The sequence below is a fragment of the Streptomyces sp. NPDC052109 genome, from assembly GCF_040680195.1.
Taxonomy (GTDB): domain Bacteria; phylum Actinomycetota; class Actinomycetes; order Streptomycetales; family Streptomycetaceae; genus Streptomyces.
On record NZ_JBFAWF010000013.1, the window covers coordinates 32,867 to 48,706 of the forward strand.

The 15,840-nt window shown below is 70.8% G+C and carries 14 protein-coding genes and 1 tRNA gene; 9 read left to right on the forward strand and 6 right to left on the reverse strand.

Features of this window, described 5'->3' with window-relative positions:
• Positions 1-78: 78 nt before the first annotated feature.
• From AB0L59_RS24980 to AB0L59_RS24995, 4 genes are all read right to left on the reverse strand, one after another.
• Positions 79-912: an S-methyl-5'-thioadenosine phosphorylase gene (locus AB0L59_RS24980; protein WP_365587519.1), complete on the reverse strand. Its 834-nt coding sequence runs from the start codon at positions 910-912 to the stop codon at positions 79-81.
• Between the two features lie 100 nt (positions 913-1,012).
• Entirely contained in the window at positions 1,013-1,312 is a 300-nt protein-coding gene (locus AB0L59_RS24985) for an FmdB family zinc ribbon protein (protein ID WP_365587522.1), read from the reverse strand.
• Between the two features lie 67 nt (positions 1,313-1,379).
• A complete protein-coding gene (locus AB0L59_RS24990; protein ID WP_365587524.1) occupies positions 1,380-2,678 on the reverse strand; it encodes an MFS transporter in 1,299 nt (432 codons plus the stop codon).
• A gap of 278 nt (positions 2,679-2,956) precedes the next feature.
• Entirely contained in the window at positions 2,957-4,471 is a 1,515-nt protein-coding gene (locus tag AB0L59_RS24995) for a potassium/proton antiporter (RefSeq protein ID WP_365587933.1), read from the reverse strand.
• A 266-nt stretch (positions 4,472-4,737) separates the two neighbouring features.
• Between AB0L59_RS24995 and AB0L59_RS25000 the strand changes: the two genes are divergently transcribed.
• Positions 4,738-7,572 carry a penicillin acylase family protein gene (locus AB0L59_RS25000; protein WP_365587527.1) on the forward strand — a complete coding sequence of 945 codons (2,835 nt, stop codon included), beginning with the start codon at positions 4,738-4,740 and terminating at the stop codon, positions 7,570-7,572.
• A gap of 55 nt (positions 7,573-7,627) precedes the next feature.
• Here AB0L59_RS25000 and AB0L59_RS25005 read toward each other — a convergent pair whose 3' ends face one another.
• Entirely contained in the window at positions 7,628-8,206 is a 579-nt protein-coding gene (locus AB0L59_RS25005; protein ID WP_365587934.1) for a 5-formyltetrahydrofolate cyclo-ligase, read from the reverse strand.
• Positions 8,207-8,339: 133 nt separating this feature from the next.
• Here AB0L59_RS25005 and galU point away from each other — a divergent pair, with 133 nt between their 5' ends.
• The 7 genes from galU to AB0L59_RS25040 all read left to right on the forward strand — a co-directional run bounded on the left by galU (position 8,340) and on the right by AB0L59_RS25040 (position 13,869).
• Positions 8,340-9,251, forward strand: a complete 912-nt coding sequence (gene galU / locus AB0L59_RS25010) for a UTP--glucose-1-phosphate uridylyltransferase GalU (protein WP_365587529.1) — start codon at positions 8,340-8,342, stop codon at positions 9,249-9,251.
• Complete coding sequence (glp, locus tag AB0L59_RS25015; protein WP_365587532.1) at positions 9,248-10,570, forward strand: gephyrin-like molybdotransferase Glp; 1,323 nt, start codon at positions 9,248-9,250, stop codon at positions 10,568-10,570. Before galU ends, glp begins: the two co-directional genes overlap by 4 nt.
• An 84-nt stretch (positions 10,571-10,654) precedes the next feature.
• Positions 10,655-11,167: a cyclic pyranopterin monophosphate synthase MoaC gene (gene moaC / locus AB0L59_RS25020; protein ID WP_365587533.1), complete on the forward strand. Its 513-nt coding sequence runs from the start codon at positions 10,655-10,657 to the stop codon at positions 11,165-11,167.
• Positions 11,164-11,664 carry a MogA/MoaB family molybdenum cofactor biosynthesis protein gene (locus AB0L59_RS25025; RefSeq protein ID WP_365587535.1) on the forward strand — a complete coding sequence of 167 codons (501 nt, stop codon included), beginning with the start codon at positions 11,164-11,166 and terminating at the stop codon, positions 11,662-11,664. The genes moaC and AB0L59_RS25025 overlap by 4 nt, the downstream gene beginning before the upstream one ends.
• Positions 11,661-12,308: a GNAT family protein gene (locus tag AB0L59_RS25030; protein ID WP_365587937.1), complete on the forward strand. Its 648-nt coding sequence runs from the start codon at positions 11,661-11,663 to the stop codon at positions 12,306-12,308. The genes AB0L59_RS25025 and AB0L59_RS25030 overlap by 4 nt, the downstream gene beginning before the upstream one ends.
• 173 nt (positions 12,309-12,481) lie before the next feature.
• A complete protein-coding gene (gene glpR / locus AB0L59_RS25035; RefSeq protein WP_365587537.1) occupies positions 12,482-13,702 on the forward strand; it encodes a gephyrin-like molybdotransferase receptor GlpR in 1,221 nt (406 codons plus the stop codon).
• Positions 13,703-13,795: 93 nt separating this feature from the next.
• A tRNA-Ala gene (locus AB0L59_RS25040) sits at positions 13,796-13,869 on the forward strand.
• Positions 13,870-14,337: 468 nt separating this feature from the next.
• On the opposite strand, the gene AB0L59_RS25045 is transcribed toward AB0L59_RS25040, so the two are convergent.
• Positions 14,338-14,823 carry a GNAT family N-acetyltransferase gene (locus AB0L59_RS25045; RefSeq protein ID WP_365587540.1) on the reverse strand — a complete coding sequence of 162 codons (486 nt, stop codon included), beginning with the start codon at positions 14,821-14,823 and terminating at the stop codon, positions 14,338-14,340.
• A gap of 81 nt (positions 14,824-14,904) precedes the next feature.
• On the opposite strand from AB0L59_RS25045, the gene AB0L59_RS25050 reads away from it, so the two are divergent.
• Complete coding sequence (locus tag AB0L59_RS25050; protein WP_365587543.1) at positions 14,905-15,708, forward strand: exodeoxyribonuclease III; 804 nt, start codon at positions 14,905-14,907, stop codon at positions 15,706-15,708.
• The last annotated feature ends 132 nt before the right edge of the window (positions 15,709-15,840 follow it).

Consider the following 15,840-nt stretch of genomic DNA (forward strand, 5'->3'; position numbering starts at 1 on the left):
AGCCGGTGGGCCACAGGCGCATTGTGGATAACTCGCCCACCCGAAGGGTGAATTCCGGTCAGCCGTCCCCGCGGCGCGCTACGGCAGCGCGAAGCCCGGGTCCATTCCGCCGAGCGCGCTCGCGCACAGACAGTCCCGTGCCCCGGTCTCCGGCAGCGCCGCCACCGCGTCGAACAGCACCCCGCGCAGCCGGTCCACGTTGGCGGCGAACACCCGCAGCACCTCCTCGTGGGAGACGCCCTCGCCGGTCTCGGCACCCGCGTCGAGGTCGGTGACCAGGGTCAGCGACGTGTAGCACAGCTCCAGTTCCCGGGCGAGCGCCGCCTCCGGATGACCGGTCATGCCCACGACCGACCAGCCCTGCGCCCGGTGCCACAACGATTCGGCGCGCGTCGAGAATCGCGGCCCCTCGATCACGACCAGGGTGCCGCTGTCCACCGGCTCCCAGTCCCGCCCACGGGCCGCCTTCAGGGCGACAGCGCGTCCCGTGGGGCAGTAGGGGTCGGCCATGGAGACGTGCACGACGTTCGGCACGGTGCCGTCGGTCCGCGGCAATCCGTCGAAATACGTCTGCGCCCGGGACTTCGTACGGTCCACGAACTGGTCCGGCACCAGCAGGGTGCCGGGGCCGTACTCCGGCTGCAGCCCGCCCACGGCGCAGGGGCCCAGCACCTGCCGGACGCCGACGGAGCGCAGCGCCCACAGGTTGGCGCGGTAGTTGATGCGATGCGGCGGCAGATGGTGCCCGCGGCCGTGCCGGGGCAGGAAGGCGACCCGCCGGCCGGCGATCTCACCGAAGAAGAGGGAGTCACTGGGCGGCCCGTAGGGGGTGTCCACCTGGACCTCGGTCACGTCGTCGAGGAACGAGTAGAAGCCCGAGCCGCCGATTACGCCGATCTCTGCGTTCGCCATGACCAGCACACTAGCGGGCGGTGAAACCGCGGGGGGATCCGGTGCCCGCAAGCGCCGAAGACCCCGCCGTCGTACGACGGCAGGGTCCGGGGAGGAGTGATCAGGCCGCGGAGCTGTTGGCGGAGCTCGTGGAGGACGGCTTCGAGTCGGACGAGGACGAGCCGGACGACGTCGAGGACGTCGTGCTCGACGGCTTCGACGCCGGGCTGCTGCTCGACGAGGAGCCGCGGGAGTCGTTGCGGTAGAAGCCGGAGCCCTTGAAGACGATGCCGACCGCGGAGAACACCTTCTTCAGGCGGCCACTGCAGTTGGGGCACTCGGTCAGGGCGTCGTCGGTGAACTTCTGCACCGCCTCGAGGCCCTCGCCGCACTCGGTGCACTGGTACTGGTAGGTCGGCACTGTCTTCCTCCTGGCACTCTGTCTCGATGAGTGCTAACGACGGTCCATAGTGACGTATTCCCGGGGATCAGTCCACCGTCACCGGCACGCGGTGACCGACGCCACGTGCGACGGTGCGGTTCTGCTGCCGCGTGACCAGCCGCGAGCGCAGCGCCAGCAGCGTCGCCAGCGCCAGCACCGTGCCGGCCATCGGCACGAGGAAACCCGCGCCGCCCCACAGCCGGTCCTCGAGCTGCCCGGCGACGGTGACGGCGGCCGCCTGCCCGAGCGCGACCGCGCCGGTCAGCCAGGTGAAGGCCTCCGTGCGGGCCCCTGCCGTGACCAGGCCCTCGACCAGGGTGTAGCCCGTGATCAGCGCCGGCGCGATGCACATGCCGACCAGCAGACCGAGCCCGGCGAGCAGCAGCACCGAGTGGGCCGTCCACAGGGCGGACGCGACGATCGCGAGCGCCGTGTAGCCGACGACCAGGCGGCGCTGGGGGGCCACCTTCCAGGCGATCGCGCCGCAGACGATGCCGGACAGCATGTTGCCGGCGGCGAAGACGCCGTACAGGACGCCGTTCAGGCCCGGCTCACCGATCGACTCGGTGAACGCCGCCAGCGACACCTGCATGCCGCCGAAGACGGACCCGATGCCCAGGAAGGCCACGACGAGCACGCGCACGCCCGGCACGCGCAGCGCGGAGGCGTGCTTCACGCGCGCGTGGCCGCCGCCACCGGTAACCGGCGGCTGGGTGCCCTTCTGCGCGGCGAACAGCAGACCGCCGACGAGGGTGAGCGCGCCCTCCGTGACCAGGCCGGCCGCCGGTGCCACCGCGGTGCACAGCGCGGTGGCCAGCAGCGGACCGAAGACGAAGGTCAGCTCGTCCGTGACCGACTCGAACGCCGCCGCCGTGGTCATCAGGGGCGAGCCCTGCAGCCTCACACCCCAGCGTGCCCGCACCATGGGGCCGACCTGCGGCACCGAGGCGCCGGTCGGGACGGCCGCCAGGAACAGCGCCCACAGGGGGGCGTGCGCCAGCGCGAGCGCCGTCAGCGACAGACCCGCCAGCGTGTGCACCAGAACCCCGGGAACCAGGACGGCACGCTGGCCGTGGCGATCGGCGAGGCGGCCGCTGTAGGGCGCGAACAGCGCCATGGAGACACCGGTGACGGCCGCGGTGGCGCCGGCGGCGCCGTACGAGCCGGTGGTGTGCTGTACGAGCAGCACGATGGAGAGGGTGAGCATCGCGAACGGCTGGCGCGCCGCGAAACCGGGGAGCAGGAAGGTCCAGGCGCCGCGGGTGCGCAGCAGCTGTCCGTATCCCGGGCGGGACGAGGCCGGCGAGGTCTTCTCCGGTTCGGTGGTGGTGACCGTGGATCCCACGGCCCGTGCCTTTCTGCCGCCTGGTAGCGCGGGCCATGTGTGGGCCCGGGCGCCGAGAGCTGTCCTCTTGCGCGGACTGCGGTAGATACCGGCGCCCACTGCGGGTGGGGACGACACGGCCGCCATACGGTCGCGCCAGCTCTGCGTCAGGCAGAGTTGGTTCGATCAGGGTGCGCCTTCATGGTACAGGGATCGCCTCCCGGCACGGCTGTGAAAACGAGCACCACGGCCTGGGACACCTGGGATTTCACGGCATGTGAACCGGACGAAACGATCTCTTAACGTGTGCTCCGCGAGCTGTCCGCCCCGTTCGTGCCCAGCCAGCCCGCCAGCTTGCCGCCGTGGGCGACGGCGCGCAGACGTCTCTCCGCCGCGTCACGCACCCGGTCGGTGGCGACGACCAGCAGTTCGTCGCCCCGGCGCAGCACGGTCGTGGGCGACGGAACGAACGATTCTCCTTCGCGTACGACGAGGGTGACGGCCGCCCCGGGAGGCAGGCGCAGCTCGTTGACCTCCACGCCGTGCATCCGGGAGCCCTCGGGGATCGTGATCGACAGCAGGTGTCCGCGCAGCCGTTCCAGCGGCGCCGACTCGATGCCGAGGTCGGCGGCCTCGCCCTGCTCGCCCAGGCGCAGCGTGCGCGCCAGCCAGGGCAGCGTCGGTCCCTGGACGAGGGTGTAGGCCACGACCAGCACGAAGACGATGTTGAAGATGCGGCGGCTGCCCGTGACGCCGTTCACCATCGGGATGGTGGCCAGGATGATGGGCACGGCGCCGCGCAGTCCCGCCCAGGACATCAGCGTCTGCTCCCGCCACGGCACACGGAACGGCGCCAGGCTGAGCACCACGCTCAGCGGCCGCGCCACCATGGTCAGGACCAGGCCGATGACCAGGGCGGGCCAGACGTCGTCGCCCAGCTCGTGCGGGGTCACCAGCAGGCCGAGCAGGACGAACATGCCGATCTGGGCGATCCAGCCGAGCCCCTCGGCGAAGCCGCGCGTGGCCGGCCAGTGCGGGAGCTTGGCGTTGCCGAGCACCACCGAGGCCAGGTAGACGGCCAGGAAGCCGCTGCCGTGCCCCAGGGCGCCGGCGGCGTACGCCGTGACCGCGATCGCCATCACCGCGATCGGATAGAGGCCGGAGGCGGGCAGGGCCACGTGCCTGAGCCCCCAGGAGCCGATCCAGCCCACCGCGAGCCCTATGGCCGCGCCGATGGCCAGCTCCAGGGCTATCTCGCCCAGCAGGACGTACCAGTGCTCGACCGGGCCGGCCGTGCAGAAGGCGATGACCAGGATGACCACCGGGGCGTCGTTGAAGCCGGACTCCGCCTCCAGCGTGCCCGTCACGCGCGCGGGGAGGGGAACTCTGCGCAGCACCGAGAAGACCGCCGCCGCGTCCGTCGACGACACCACCGCGCCGACGATGAGCGCCTGCCGCCACTCCAGCCCGATCAGATAGTGCGCGCCCGCCGCGGTCACGCCGACGCTGACGGCGACTCCGAGGGTCGCCAGCACGACGGCGGAGGACAGGACCGGCCTGATCTCCTTCCACTTCGTGCCCAGGCCGCCCTCGGCGAGGATCACGACCAGGGCCGCGTACCCCATGACCTGGGTCACCGCGGCGCTGTTGAAGTGGATGTGCCCGATGCCGTCCTGGCCCATGAGGATGCCGATCCCCAGGTAGACGAGCAGGCTGGGGAGCCCGCTGCGGGAGGAGATCCGCACGGCCGCGACGGCGACGAGCAGGACCAGGGAGCAGACGAGCAGGAGCTGGTTGAGGTGGTGGACAGTCAGCGGCGGTTCCCTTCCTTGGCCCGCGCGGGAGGCGCGGACTCACGTGCACAAGACCCGAGGCTGCGGCGCACCGCACCCAAGTACTTCGTTACCTTACCTAACTCTTGACGCTTTCTTGACGCTCGGCGAGGCAAGATCGAACGCTCGTACGCGCTCGTTCCCGACTCCGCGTCAAGGCGCACAGGGCCCTGCGCCTATGGTTGCTCCAGCGCTCATTCAAAGTCACAGCCCGACCTGCCGCTCGCGTTAGGACAGCAAGGACAGCGATGCCCCCCAACACCACCGCCACAACGGGTGACACCGCCACCACCGGTGCCGCGCCCGCCAAGTCCGGCAGGAAGAAGGGGCGCAAAGCCCGACTGATCGTGCTGGTTCTGGTACTGGCCATCATCGGAGGCATCGCCTACGGCGCGTACTGGTCGATCAGTACCGTCCGCGCCTCCTTCCCGCAGACCAAGGGTTCGATCACGCTCCAGGGCCTGTCGGGGCCCGTCGACGTCAAGCGGGACGGCAACGGCATCCCGCAGATCTACGCGTCCTCCGACGAGGACCTGTTCATGGCGCAGGGCTACGTCCAGGCGCAGGACCGGTTCTACGAGATGGACGTGCGCCGGCACATGACGTCCGGGCGCCTGTCGGAGATGTTCGGCAAGAGCCAGGTCAAGAACGACGAGTTCCTGCGCACCCTCGGCTGGGACCGGATCGCCAAGCAGGAGTACGACACCAAGCTGTCGGCCTCCACGAAGAAGTACCTCCAGGCGTACGCCAAGGGAGTCAACGCCTACCTCCAGGGCAAGGACGGCAAGGACATCTCCCTGGAATACGCCGCCCTGGGCTTCACCAACGACTACAAGCCGGAGAAGTGGACCCCCGTCGACTCCGTCTCCTGGCTGAAGGCGATGGCCTGGGACCTGCGCGGCAACATGCAGGACGAGATCGACCGCGCCCTGATGACGAGCCGGCTCGGCCCGCAGCAGATCGCCGACCTGTACCCGGAGTACCCGTACAGCCGGAACAAGCCGATCGTGCAGGAGGGCCAGTACGACGAGGTGACCAGGTCCTTCCAGCAGAGCGGCGGCACCGGAAGCTCGCAGAGCGCCGGCACGACGGGCACCACCGGCACGACCGGAGGCGCCACGGGCGCCCCTGGCGGCACGACGGGCACGACCGGCTCCTCCGCCTCGGCCACGACCGGATCGTCGCTCACAAGCCAGCTGGCGGGCCTCTACAACGTCCTGGACGACGTCCCGACCGCCGTCGGGGTGAACGGCCAGGGCATCGGCTCCAACTCCTGGGTGGTGGCCGGGAAGTACACCATCACCGGCAAGCCGCTGCTCGCCAACGACCCGCACCTGTCGGCGTCGCTGCCGTCCGTCTGGTACCAGATGGGCCTGCACTGCCGCAGCGTCTCCAGCAAGTGCCGGTACGACGTGACCGGCTACACCTTTGCCGGTATGCCCGGTGTGATCATCGGCCACAACGCGAACATCGCCTGGGGCATGACCAACTCCGGCGTCGACGTCACCGACCTCTATCTGGAGAAGGTGACCGCGAACGGCTACCAGTACGACGGCAAGGTCCGGCCGTTCAGGACCCGCCAGGAGACCATCAAGGTCGCCGGCGGCTCGGCCAAGACGATCGTCGTCCGCCAGACGCAGGACGGGATGCCACTGCTGTCCGACCGTGACGACGAACTCGTCCAGGTCGGCAAGCGGGCCACGGTCAACACGGCAGCGCCCGACCGCGGCGACGGCTACGGCATCGCCCTCAGGTGGACCGCGCTCGACCCGGGCACCTCCATGGACGCCGTCTTCGCCATCGACAGGGCGGCGGACTGGAGCGACTTCCGCCAGGCGGCGGCCCTGTTCGACGTGCCCTCGCAGAACCTCGTCTACGCCGACACCGACAACAACATCGGCTACACCCTGCCCGGCAAGATCCCCACGCGGTCCTCGGCGGACGACGGCTCCATCCCGGCGCCCGGCTGGGACTCGAAGTACCGCTGGACCGGCTTCATCAAGCAGAAGGAACTGCCGTACGAGTACAACCCCCAGCGGGGCTACATCGTCACCGCCAACCAGGCCGTGGTCGACAAGGACAAGTACCCGTACACGCTCACCAGCGACTGGGGCTACGGCACCCGCAGCCAGCGCATCACCGACCTGATCGAGTCCAAGATCAAGGACCACGGCAAGATCTCGACCGACGACATGCGGCAGATGCAGCTGGACAACAGCAGCGAGATCGCCAAGCTCCTGGTGCCGAAGCTGCTGAAGATCAACCTCAAGGACAAGGACGTCCGCGACGCGCAGAAGCTGCTGGAGGGCTGGGACTACACCCAGGAGTCCGACTCCGCGGCGGCCGCCTACTTCAACTCCGTCTGGCGCAACATCCTCAAGCTCGCCTTCGGCAACAAGCTCCCCAAGGAGCTGCGCGTCAAGGGGCAGTGCCTGTGGGTGGACAAGATCGACAGCACCGGTCCGGTCGACGACGACAGCAAGGTGCGCGAGTGCGGTGAGCGCGACGCCGACCAGGCGCAGCCGGACGGCGGCGACCGCTGGTTCGAGGTCGTGCGCACCCTGATGGAGAAGCCGAACAGCGACTGGTGGAAAACGCCCAAGTCGGGCACCCGCCCCGCGGCGAACAACATGGACGAGCTCTTCGCCCGCGCCATGATCGACGCCCGCTGGGAGCTGACCGCCAAGCTCGGCAAGGACATCGACACCTGGAGCTGGGGCCGGCTGCACCGTCTGTTCCTGAAGAACCAGACGCTGGGCACCGACGGCCCCAAGGTCCTGCAGTACGTCCTCAACCGCGGCCCCTGGAAGCTCAGCGGCGGCGAGGCCACGGTCAACGCGACCGGCTGGAACGCCGCCGGCGGCTACGGCGTCGTCTGGGTGCCGTCCATGCGGATGGTGGTCAACCTCGCCGACCTGGACAAGTCCAAGTGGATCAATCTGACCGGCGCCTCCGGGCACGCCTTCAGCGCGCACTACACGGACCAGACGAGCCTGTGGGCCAAGGGCGAGCTGCTGCCCTGGTCGTTCTCGGACAAGGCGGTCGACCAGAGCACCAGCGACACACTCGTCCTCAAGCCGTGAGCGGCTTTCCGGTACTGCGCTGAAAAGGCCCTCCACGCGTGCGTGGAGGGCCTTTTCACATCCGGAACCGGCGTACGCCGGAGGGCGTCACCACCGCGTGCACCGGCTTGTCGTGCGCCTCCGCGGGAACGTGCGCGACGACCTCCGTGTCGTACAGCAGCACCACGAGCCGGGGGCTTGCGCCCGCGCCCTCCAGACGGGCCAGCACGCGGTCGTACGACCCTCCGCCCCGCCCCAGGCGCATCCCGCGCGCGTCGACGGCCAGTCCGGGCAGCAGGACGACGTCGGCGGACGTCACGGCGTCCGGGCCGAGGCGCGCGCCGGAGGGCTCCAAAAGCGCCATCTTCCCACCGTGTTGGATCCGCGCGAGCGAGTCCGGGCCGGTGTATTCGCCCCAGTCCAGGTCGTTGTCCGGCAGGAGCGCGGGGAGCAGGACGCGCACGCCCCACGCGCGCAGCGCGTCCAGCAGCGCATGCGTGCCGGGCTCGCTCCCCACGGAGACGTACGCCGCCACCGTCCGCGCACGCGCCAGCTCGGGCAGCTCCCGGGCGCGCTCGGCCAGCGCGCGGTCCGTCTCCTCGACGTCATCGGCCGTCAACCTGTTCCTCACCGAGAGGAGCTCCCGCCGCAACATTCGCTTGTCAGGCTCGCTCGTGCGTCCGTCGTGTTCCACGGGTCGTTCTCGCACCCTTCTTGAATGCAGTCATAAAGGGTCAACCAAGCGGAGCCACAGTTTCTCCACAAAGGCACCGGATAAGGTTGCGGGCATGACTCAGTCGCACCCCAGGATCAGCAAGGCTGTCATTCCCGCGGCAGGCCTCGGCACCCGGTTCCTGCCGGCCACCAAGGCCACTCCCAAGGAGATGCTGCCGGTTGTCGACAAGCCGGCGATCCAGTACGTGGTCGAGGAGGCCGTGTCGGCGGGGCTCGACGACGTCCTCATGATCACCGGACGCAACAAGCGTCCTCTCGAGGACCACTTCGACCGCAACTACGAGCTGGAGTCGGCGCTCGAGAAGAAGGGCGACGCCGAACGGCTGGCGAAGGTGCGGGAGTCCAGCGACCTGGCGACCATGCACTACGTGCGCCAGGGCGACCCCAGGGGCCTCGGCCACGCGGTGCTGTGCGCCGCCCCCCACGTCGGACACGAGCCCTTCGCGGTGCTCCTGGGTGACGACCTGATCGACCCGCGCGACCCGCTCCTGCAGCGCATGATCGAGGTTCAGGAGCGGCACGGCGGCAGCGTCATCGCCCTCATGGAGGTCGCGCCCGAGCAGGTCCACCTCTACGGCTGCGCGGCCGTGGAGACGACCGCCGACGCCGACGTGGTCAAGGTGAGCGGGCTGGTCGAGAAGCCGGACCCGGCGGACGCCCCGTCGAACTACGCGATCATCGGCCGGTACGTCCTCGACCCGCACATCTTCGACATACTCCGCAAGACCGAGCCGGGCCGCGGCGGCGAGATCCAGCTCACCGACGCCCTCCAGCAGCTCGCGACGGACGAGAAGGTCGGCGGGCCGGTGCACGGCGTCGTCTTCAAGGGCCGCCGCTATGACACCGGCGACCGCGGCGACTATCTGCGTGCCATTGTCAGACTCGCGTGCGAACGTGAAGACCTGGGCCCGGACTTCCGGACCTGGCTTCGCAGTTACGTAGCCGAGGAGATGCAGCAATCTTGAGCAGCGCCGCGACCCGCCCCGCAGGCCCGGACGACCTGTGGTCGGTGGACGAGCACCTGGAGGACATCCTCTCGACCGTCCGGCCCCTCGAACCCATCGAGCTGCAGCTGCTCGACGCCCAGGGCTGCGTCCTGGTCGACGACGTGACGGTGCCGGTGTCCCTGCCGCCGTTCGACAACAGCTCCATGGACGGGTACGCGGTGCGGGTCGCGGACGTGGCTGGCGCCAGCGAGGATTTCCCGGCCGCCCTGGAGGTCGTCGGGGACGTCGCGGCGGGCGCGGCCGACCCGGTCCGGGTCGGCCCCGGCCAGGCCGCCCGCATCATGACCGGCGCCCCGCTGCCGCCCGGTGCCGAGGCCGTCGTCCCGGTGGAGTGGACCGACGGAGGGCTCGGCGCGGGCCCGGTGAGCGGCATGCGGGCGCGCAGCTCGGCCCCCGAGGGCGCCGAGGGGCAGGTGCGCGTGCACCGCCCCGTCGAGGCACGCGCGCACGTGCGGGCCCAGGGCAGCGACGTGAAGGCCGGTGACCGCGCCCTGGAGGCCGGGACGATCCTCGGCCCGCCGCAGATCGCCCTGCTGGCCGCGGTCGGCCGCGGCACGGTACGCGTGCGCCCGCGCCCGCGCGTGGTCGTCCTGTCCACCGGCAGCGAACTGGTGCAGCCCGGCGAGGATCTGGCCGGCGGGCAGATCTACGACTCCAACAGCTTCGCCCTGACGGCCGCCGCGCGGGACGCCGGCGCCATCGCCTACCGGGTGGGCGCCGTCGCCGACGACGCCGAGATCCTGCGCTCCAGCATCGAGGACCAGCTCGTCCGCGCCGACCTGATGGTCACCACGGGCGGGGTGAGCGTAGGGGCGTACGACGTCGTCAAGGAGGCGCTGGCGCATGTCGGGGACGAGGACGAGGCGGGCAGCGGCGTGGAGTTCCGCAAGCTCGCCATGCAGCCCGGCAAGCCGCAGGGCTTCGGCTCCATCGGCCCCGAACACACCCCGCTGCTGGCACTGCCGGGCAACCCGGTGTCCTCGTACGTGTCCTTCGAGCTGTTCGTCCGTCCGGCCATCCGCACCCTGATGGGCCTCACGGACGTGCACCGGCCCCGTGCCCGGGCCGCTCTGAAGGCGGAGAAGGCACTGCGCTCGCCCAAGGGGCGCCGGCAGTTCCTGCGCGGGGCGTACGGCGACGGTGAGGTGACCCCCGTCGGCGGGGCCGGCTCGCATCTGATCGCGGCGCTGGCGCACGCCGACGCGCTGATCGTCGTCCCCGAGGACGTGGAGTCCGTCGAGCCCGGCGCCGAGGTGGAAGTGGTCCTGCTCGGCTGAGCCCTGCTGGTTGGCGGTAGCGTGTCGCGCACAACAGGCCCGTGCACCGCACTGCGACGGGCCCGGACCGGGAGCGCCACAGCCATGACCGTGCCTTCCCGGGGGGAGACCCCCGGACCCCCTGTGCAGGACCGACTGACGCACCTCGACGACGCGGGCGCGGCCCGCATGGTCGACGTGTCCGGAAAGGACGTGACCGCGCGCACCGCCCGCGCCAGCGGTCGCGTCCTCGTCTCGGCCCGCGTGGTCGAGCTGCTGCGCGGTGAGGGGGTGCCCAAGGGTGACGCCCTCGCCACCGCGCGCATCGCCGGGATCATGGGCGCCAAGCGCACCCCGGACCTGATCCCGCTGTGCCACCCGTTGTCGGTGTCGGGTGTGAGACTGGATCTGTCGGTCGCGGACGACGCCGTGGAGATCCGGGCCACCGTGAAGACGACGGACCGTACGGGCGTCGAGATGGAGGCCCTCACCGCCGTGACGGTCGCCGCGCTCACCGTGATCGACATGGTCAAGGCGGTCGACAAGGGAGCGGTCATCACGGACGTTCGGGTGGAGGAGAAGACGGGCGGCAAGTCGGGCGACTGGAGCAGGGCATGAGCTACCGCGCTCTGGTGGTCACCGCCTCGAACAGGGCTGCCGCGGGCGTCTACGAGGACAAGGGCGGCCCCTTGATCGCGGACGCCCTGAGGAGCTTCGGGTTCGATGTCGACGGCCCCCGGGTCGTCCCCGACGGGGACCCCGTGGAGGCGGCCTTGCGCGCCGGGGTCGATGCCGGGTACGACGCCATCGTCACCACCGGCGGCACCGGGATCTCGCCCACCGACCGCACGCCCGAGGCGACCCGCGCGGTGATCGACCGCGAGGTGCCCGGCATCGCGGAGGCCATCCGGGCGTACGGGCGGGAGAAGGTTCCGACGGCGGCGCTCTCGCGGGGCCTGGCCGGAGTGGCGGGGCGGACCCTGATCGTCAATCTGCCGGGCTCCACGGGCGGGGTGAAGGACGGCCTCTCCGTGCTGGAGCCCCTGCTGGTCCACGCCGTCGAGCAGATCCGCGGCGGCGACCACCCCAGACCCAGTAGCGGGGGTGCGAGCTGAACAGCCCTTCCTGGCCCGTCGTACTGGCGGACGGTGATGTCGTCCTCCGGCCGATAAAGCTGCGCGACCAGCGGGCCTGGCGCGAGGTGAACCGGCGCAACCGGGACTGGCTGCGTCCCTGGGAGGCGACCATCCCTCCGCCCACACCGAGCGGACCGATAGCGCACCGGCCGACCTACCGGCAGATGGTCCGGCACCTGCGTTCGGAGGCCCACGCGGGCCGGATGCTGCCGTTCGTCATCGAGTACCAGGGGCGGCTCGTCGGGCAGTTGACCGTCGCCGGGATCACCTGGGGGTCGATGTGCTCGGGGCACATCGGTTACTGGGTGGACGAGTCGGTGGCCGGGCGCGGGGTGATGCCGACGGCCGTCGCGCTCGTGGTGGACCACTGTTTCCGCAGCGTCGGACTGCACCGCATCGAGGTCTGCATTCGCCCCGAGAACCGGCCGAGCCGCCGGGTCGTGGAGAAACTCGGATTCCGTGAGGAGGGACTCCGGCCGCGTTATCTCCACATCGACGGGGCCTGGCGCGACCACCTGGTGTTCGCGCTCACCGCGGAGGAGGTGCCCGACGGGTTGCTCGCGCGGTGGCAGCGGGCACGATCGCAGCAGCTGCGGCAGAAACCCCAGAGCACCGGAAATTGAATATGTGTTCGAAATTGATCGGCTGGTGACCGTCTCGGGGGCATTCAATTCGCGCAGGCGACGGTCTGCTGATCGCATCGGTCGCAAAAAATGCTGGAAATATCAGCCAGATCGTGCGACACACCGGCCCAATTGGCGGATGGCCTCATGCAAACCCCTCTACGGTGTGAGATGTGAGCAGCAGCGGCCTCATCTACGCAGTCATTGTCGGGGCCTGGGCCGCCTACTTGGTGCCGATGTGGCTCCGTAGGCAGGACGAGCTGAACGAGGCCCGTCCGACGGAACGCTTCAGCACCGCCATCCGGCTGCTGTCCGGACGGGCGGGAATGGAGCGTCGGTACGCCAAGGACCTGCGGGCGCGCTCCACCCAGGAGGGGGAGCCGGACGCCGGCACCCCGGACGCCGTCACCGACTCGGTGGACGTCCGGGCCTTCGCCATGCCTCCGACCCGCCGTCAGGTGCACCCCGACGCCGAACCCGAGGCGTCCGGGCGGGCGGAACCGGCACGCGAACAGGCCGCCGGACCGGCATCCGGCTCCGCGTCCGCGTCCGCGGCGCGTGTGCCGTCCGCGCGGCGGGCGTCCTCGGCACAGGCGGCCGCAGCGCGCGCCCGGCGCTCGAAGGTCCTCGCGCGCCGCAGGCGCACCACCGTGGTGCTCTTCCTCGCCTTCACCCTCGGCGCGATCGTCGCCGCCGTCGGCGGACTCGCCTTCCTGTGGGCGCCTGCCGCACCGGCCGTACTGCTCAGCGCGTACATCGCGTACCTGCGCTCGCAGGAGCGTCGGCGCTTCGCCTACCAGATGGACCGCCGACGCGCCGAGGTCGCCGCCCAGCGGCTGCGGGAGCGGGAGCGCCAGCCGCGTCGCCGCGCGCCCCTCGACACGGGCTCCACCGCCGACGAACCGGAGGAGGCCCCGGAGACCGGGACGGACACCGGGCACGCCGCGCTCGCCGCGGACCGGCGCGCCCTCGTGGAGCAGACGGACCATGCCGAGTGGGTCGACCAGCAGCGGGAGCGCCGGCGGCGGCCCGGCGGGGACAGCTGGGACCCGGTGCCGGTGCCCCTGCCCACGTACGTGACCGCACCGGTCGCGCCGCGCGCCACGTCCGACGTGGATCTGGGGGCGCCCGACACCTGGAGTTCGGCGCGCTCCAGCTCGGTCGCGCCGGAGCGCGAGGCGAACCGCGCGCCGCGGGCCGAGACGGACGAGCAGGTGTCCGCGTCCGGGGGCGAAGCGGCGGAGGTCCGCAGTGACGCGCTCCCGCACGCTCGGACGCGCTCGCGCGGGGGAGCCCCCGGCGCGGCCTCCGCACGCCGGACGCGTGAACGCGGACGCACGCCCCTCTTCGATCAGTACGAGGACGGCGACCGCCCGCGCGCGGCCAACGAGTGACGGCCGTCACCTCGCCGGAAGCCCGCCTCTGACCAGTCAGGGAACGGATTTCCAAGCACCCCGAGGAGGATGCTAGAGTTTCACTCGTTGCAAGGGCCTGTGGCGCAGTCCGGTAGCGCACCTCGTTCGCATCGAGGGGGCCAGGGGTTCAAATCCCCTCAGGTCCACGCAGCTCAAAGCCCCGGTAGGGATCTCCCGACCGGGGCTTTGACGTGTCGTACAACAGCGCAGTACGGCAACCACTTCGGATCCTGCTTCCCGAGACACCCCCAGCAGCGAACCGCAGGTGTGCCGGATGTCCTGCAGCCGGATCCGGCGGACGCCGGCGCGGGCGGAGCGGTCCACGAACCGCCGGTTGAAGGTGCGCGGTTCGAACGGCTCCAGGCGCTCGGCTCGCCGCCGAAGGCGGGCAGTGGCTCAAGCGAGTCGCCGCAAGGGGAGACCGGGCCGCAGCCGAGAGCACGCGTTCCCCTGGAGCGGGACACGACCCTGCTTGGTGAAGATCGGATGCGCTGGACCGGCGTCTACGTAGTTCTCTACACCGACAGCCAACCCACCTCGCGCATCTGGCTGCTGTGCAGCAGGGAAGTACAGCAGCCCCCGCGCCCAGGCCCGGCCGCCCCCGGGCAACCAGCTCACGTGCCCGACAGGCGCTTCGCGAAGCAGCGGCTCTCCTCGTGGTGGCGGTAGTAGCCGAACTTGGTGCAGGGCTCGTAGCCGCACGAGGTGTACAGGGCGATGGCCTCCGGCTGCTTGGTGCCGGTCTCCAGGACCATGCGGACACGGCCGGCCGCGCGGGCGTCCTCCTCCAGGGCCGCGAGGACGCGGCGGGCCAGGCCCCGGCCGCGCATCTCCGCTACGACGAACATGCGCTTCAGCTCGGCGTCGCCGTCCTCGTTGCCCTCCTCGTTGCGGTCCTGGCTGCGCCAGCCGCCGGTGGCCACGGGGCGGTCCCGTTCGTCGTACGCGATCAGGTAGACGCCGCGCGGCGGGTCGAAGTCCGCCGTGTCGAGGGCGGTGGCATCGCCGTCGTCGCCGTAGCGCTCGGCGTACTCGGCCTGGACCTCGTCGTTGAGCTTCACGGCGTCGGGATGATCGAAACGAACGCGGCGTATATTCATGCTGGGCATCGTACTTCTATGCAGACGGTGATCGTCGGGTGTGCGGTCGGACCTCGACCAGTGTGCCGGTATCGTGCCCGGGTGCTGACTGTGACCTCGGTGAACGTGAACGGGCTGCGAGCCGCCGCGAAGAAGGGCTTCGTGGAGTGGCTCGCCCAGACGGAAGCGGACGTCGTCTGCCTGCAGGAAGTGCGCGCCGAGCCGCATCAGCTGCCCGAGGAGGTGCGGCAGCCCGACGGCTGGCACGTCGTGCACGCCCCGGCCGCCGCCAAGGGGCGCGCGGGCGTGTCCCTCTACACACGGCGCGAGCCCGACCGGGTCCGGATCGGTTTCGGCTCGGCCGAGTTCGACGGCAGCGGGCGTTACGTCGAGGCCGACCTGCCCGGTGTCACCGTCGCCTCCCTCTATCTGCCCTCCGGCGAGGTCGGCACCGAACGGCAGGACGAGAAGGTCCGGTTCATGGGGGAGTTCCTCGGCCACCTCAAGGCGCTGCGTGAGCGCGCGGCCGCCGACGGCCGCGAGGTGGTCGTGTGCGGCGACTGGAACATCGCCCACCAGCAGGCCGACCTGAAGAACTGGCGCGGCAACACCGGGAACTCCGGCTTCCTGCCCGAGGAGCGCGAGTGGCTCGGCCGGGTGTTCGCCGCCGGGGAGGGCGGCTACGTCGACATCGTGCGTGCCCTGCACCCGGACGTCGCGGGGCCGTACACCTGGTGGTCGTACCGGGGGCGGGCGTTCGACAACGACTCCGGCTGGCGCATCGACTACCACGTCGCCACGCCCGGTCTCGCCGGGAAGGCCGTCAAGGGCTTCGTCGAGCGCGCGGCCACCCATGCCGAGCGCTGGTCCGACCATGCGCCGGTGACCGTCGTCTACGACCTCTAGGCGGTTCCGCCGGGCGGCTCCCGGTGCGGCACGCCGGAGCGGTACGTGCCTGCCCCTGCTTTGCAGAGTGTGTAAATCGCGCGAGTGTTCGTGCCTTCGAACGTCCGTCATGGATCGTTTTCGGCCATTCCC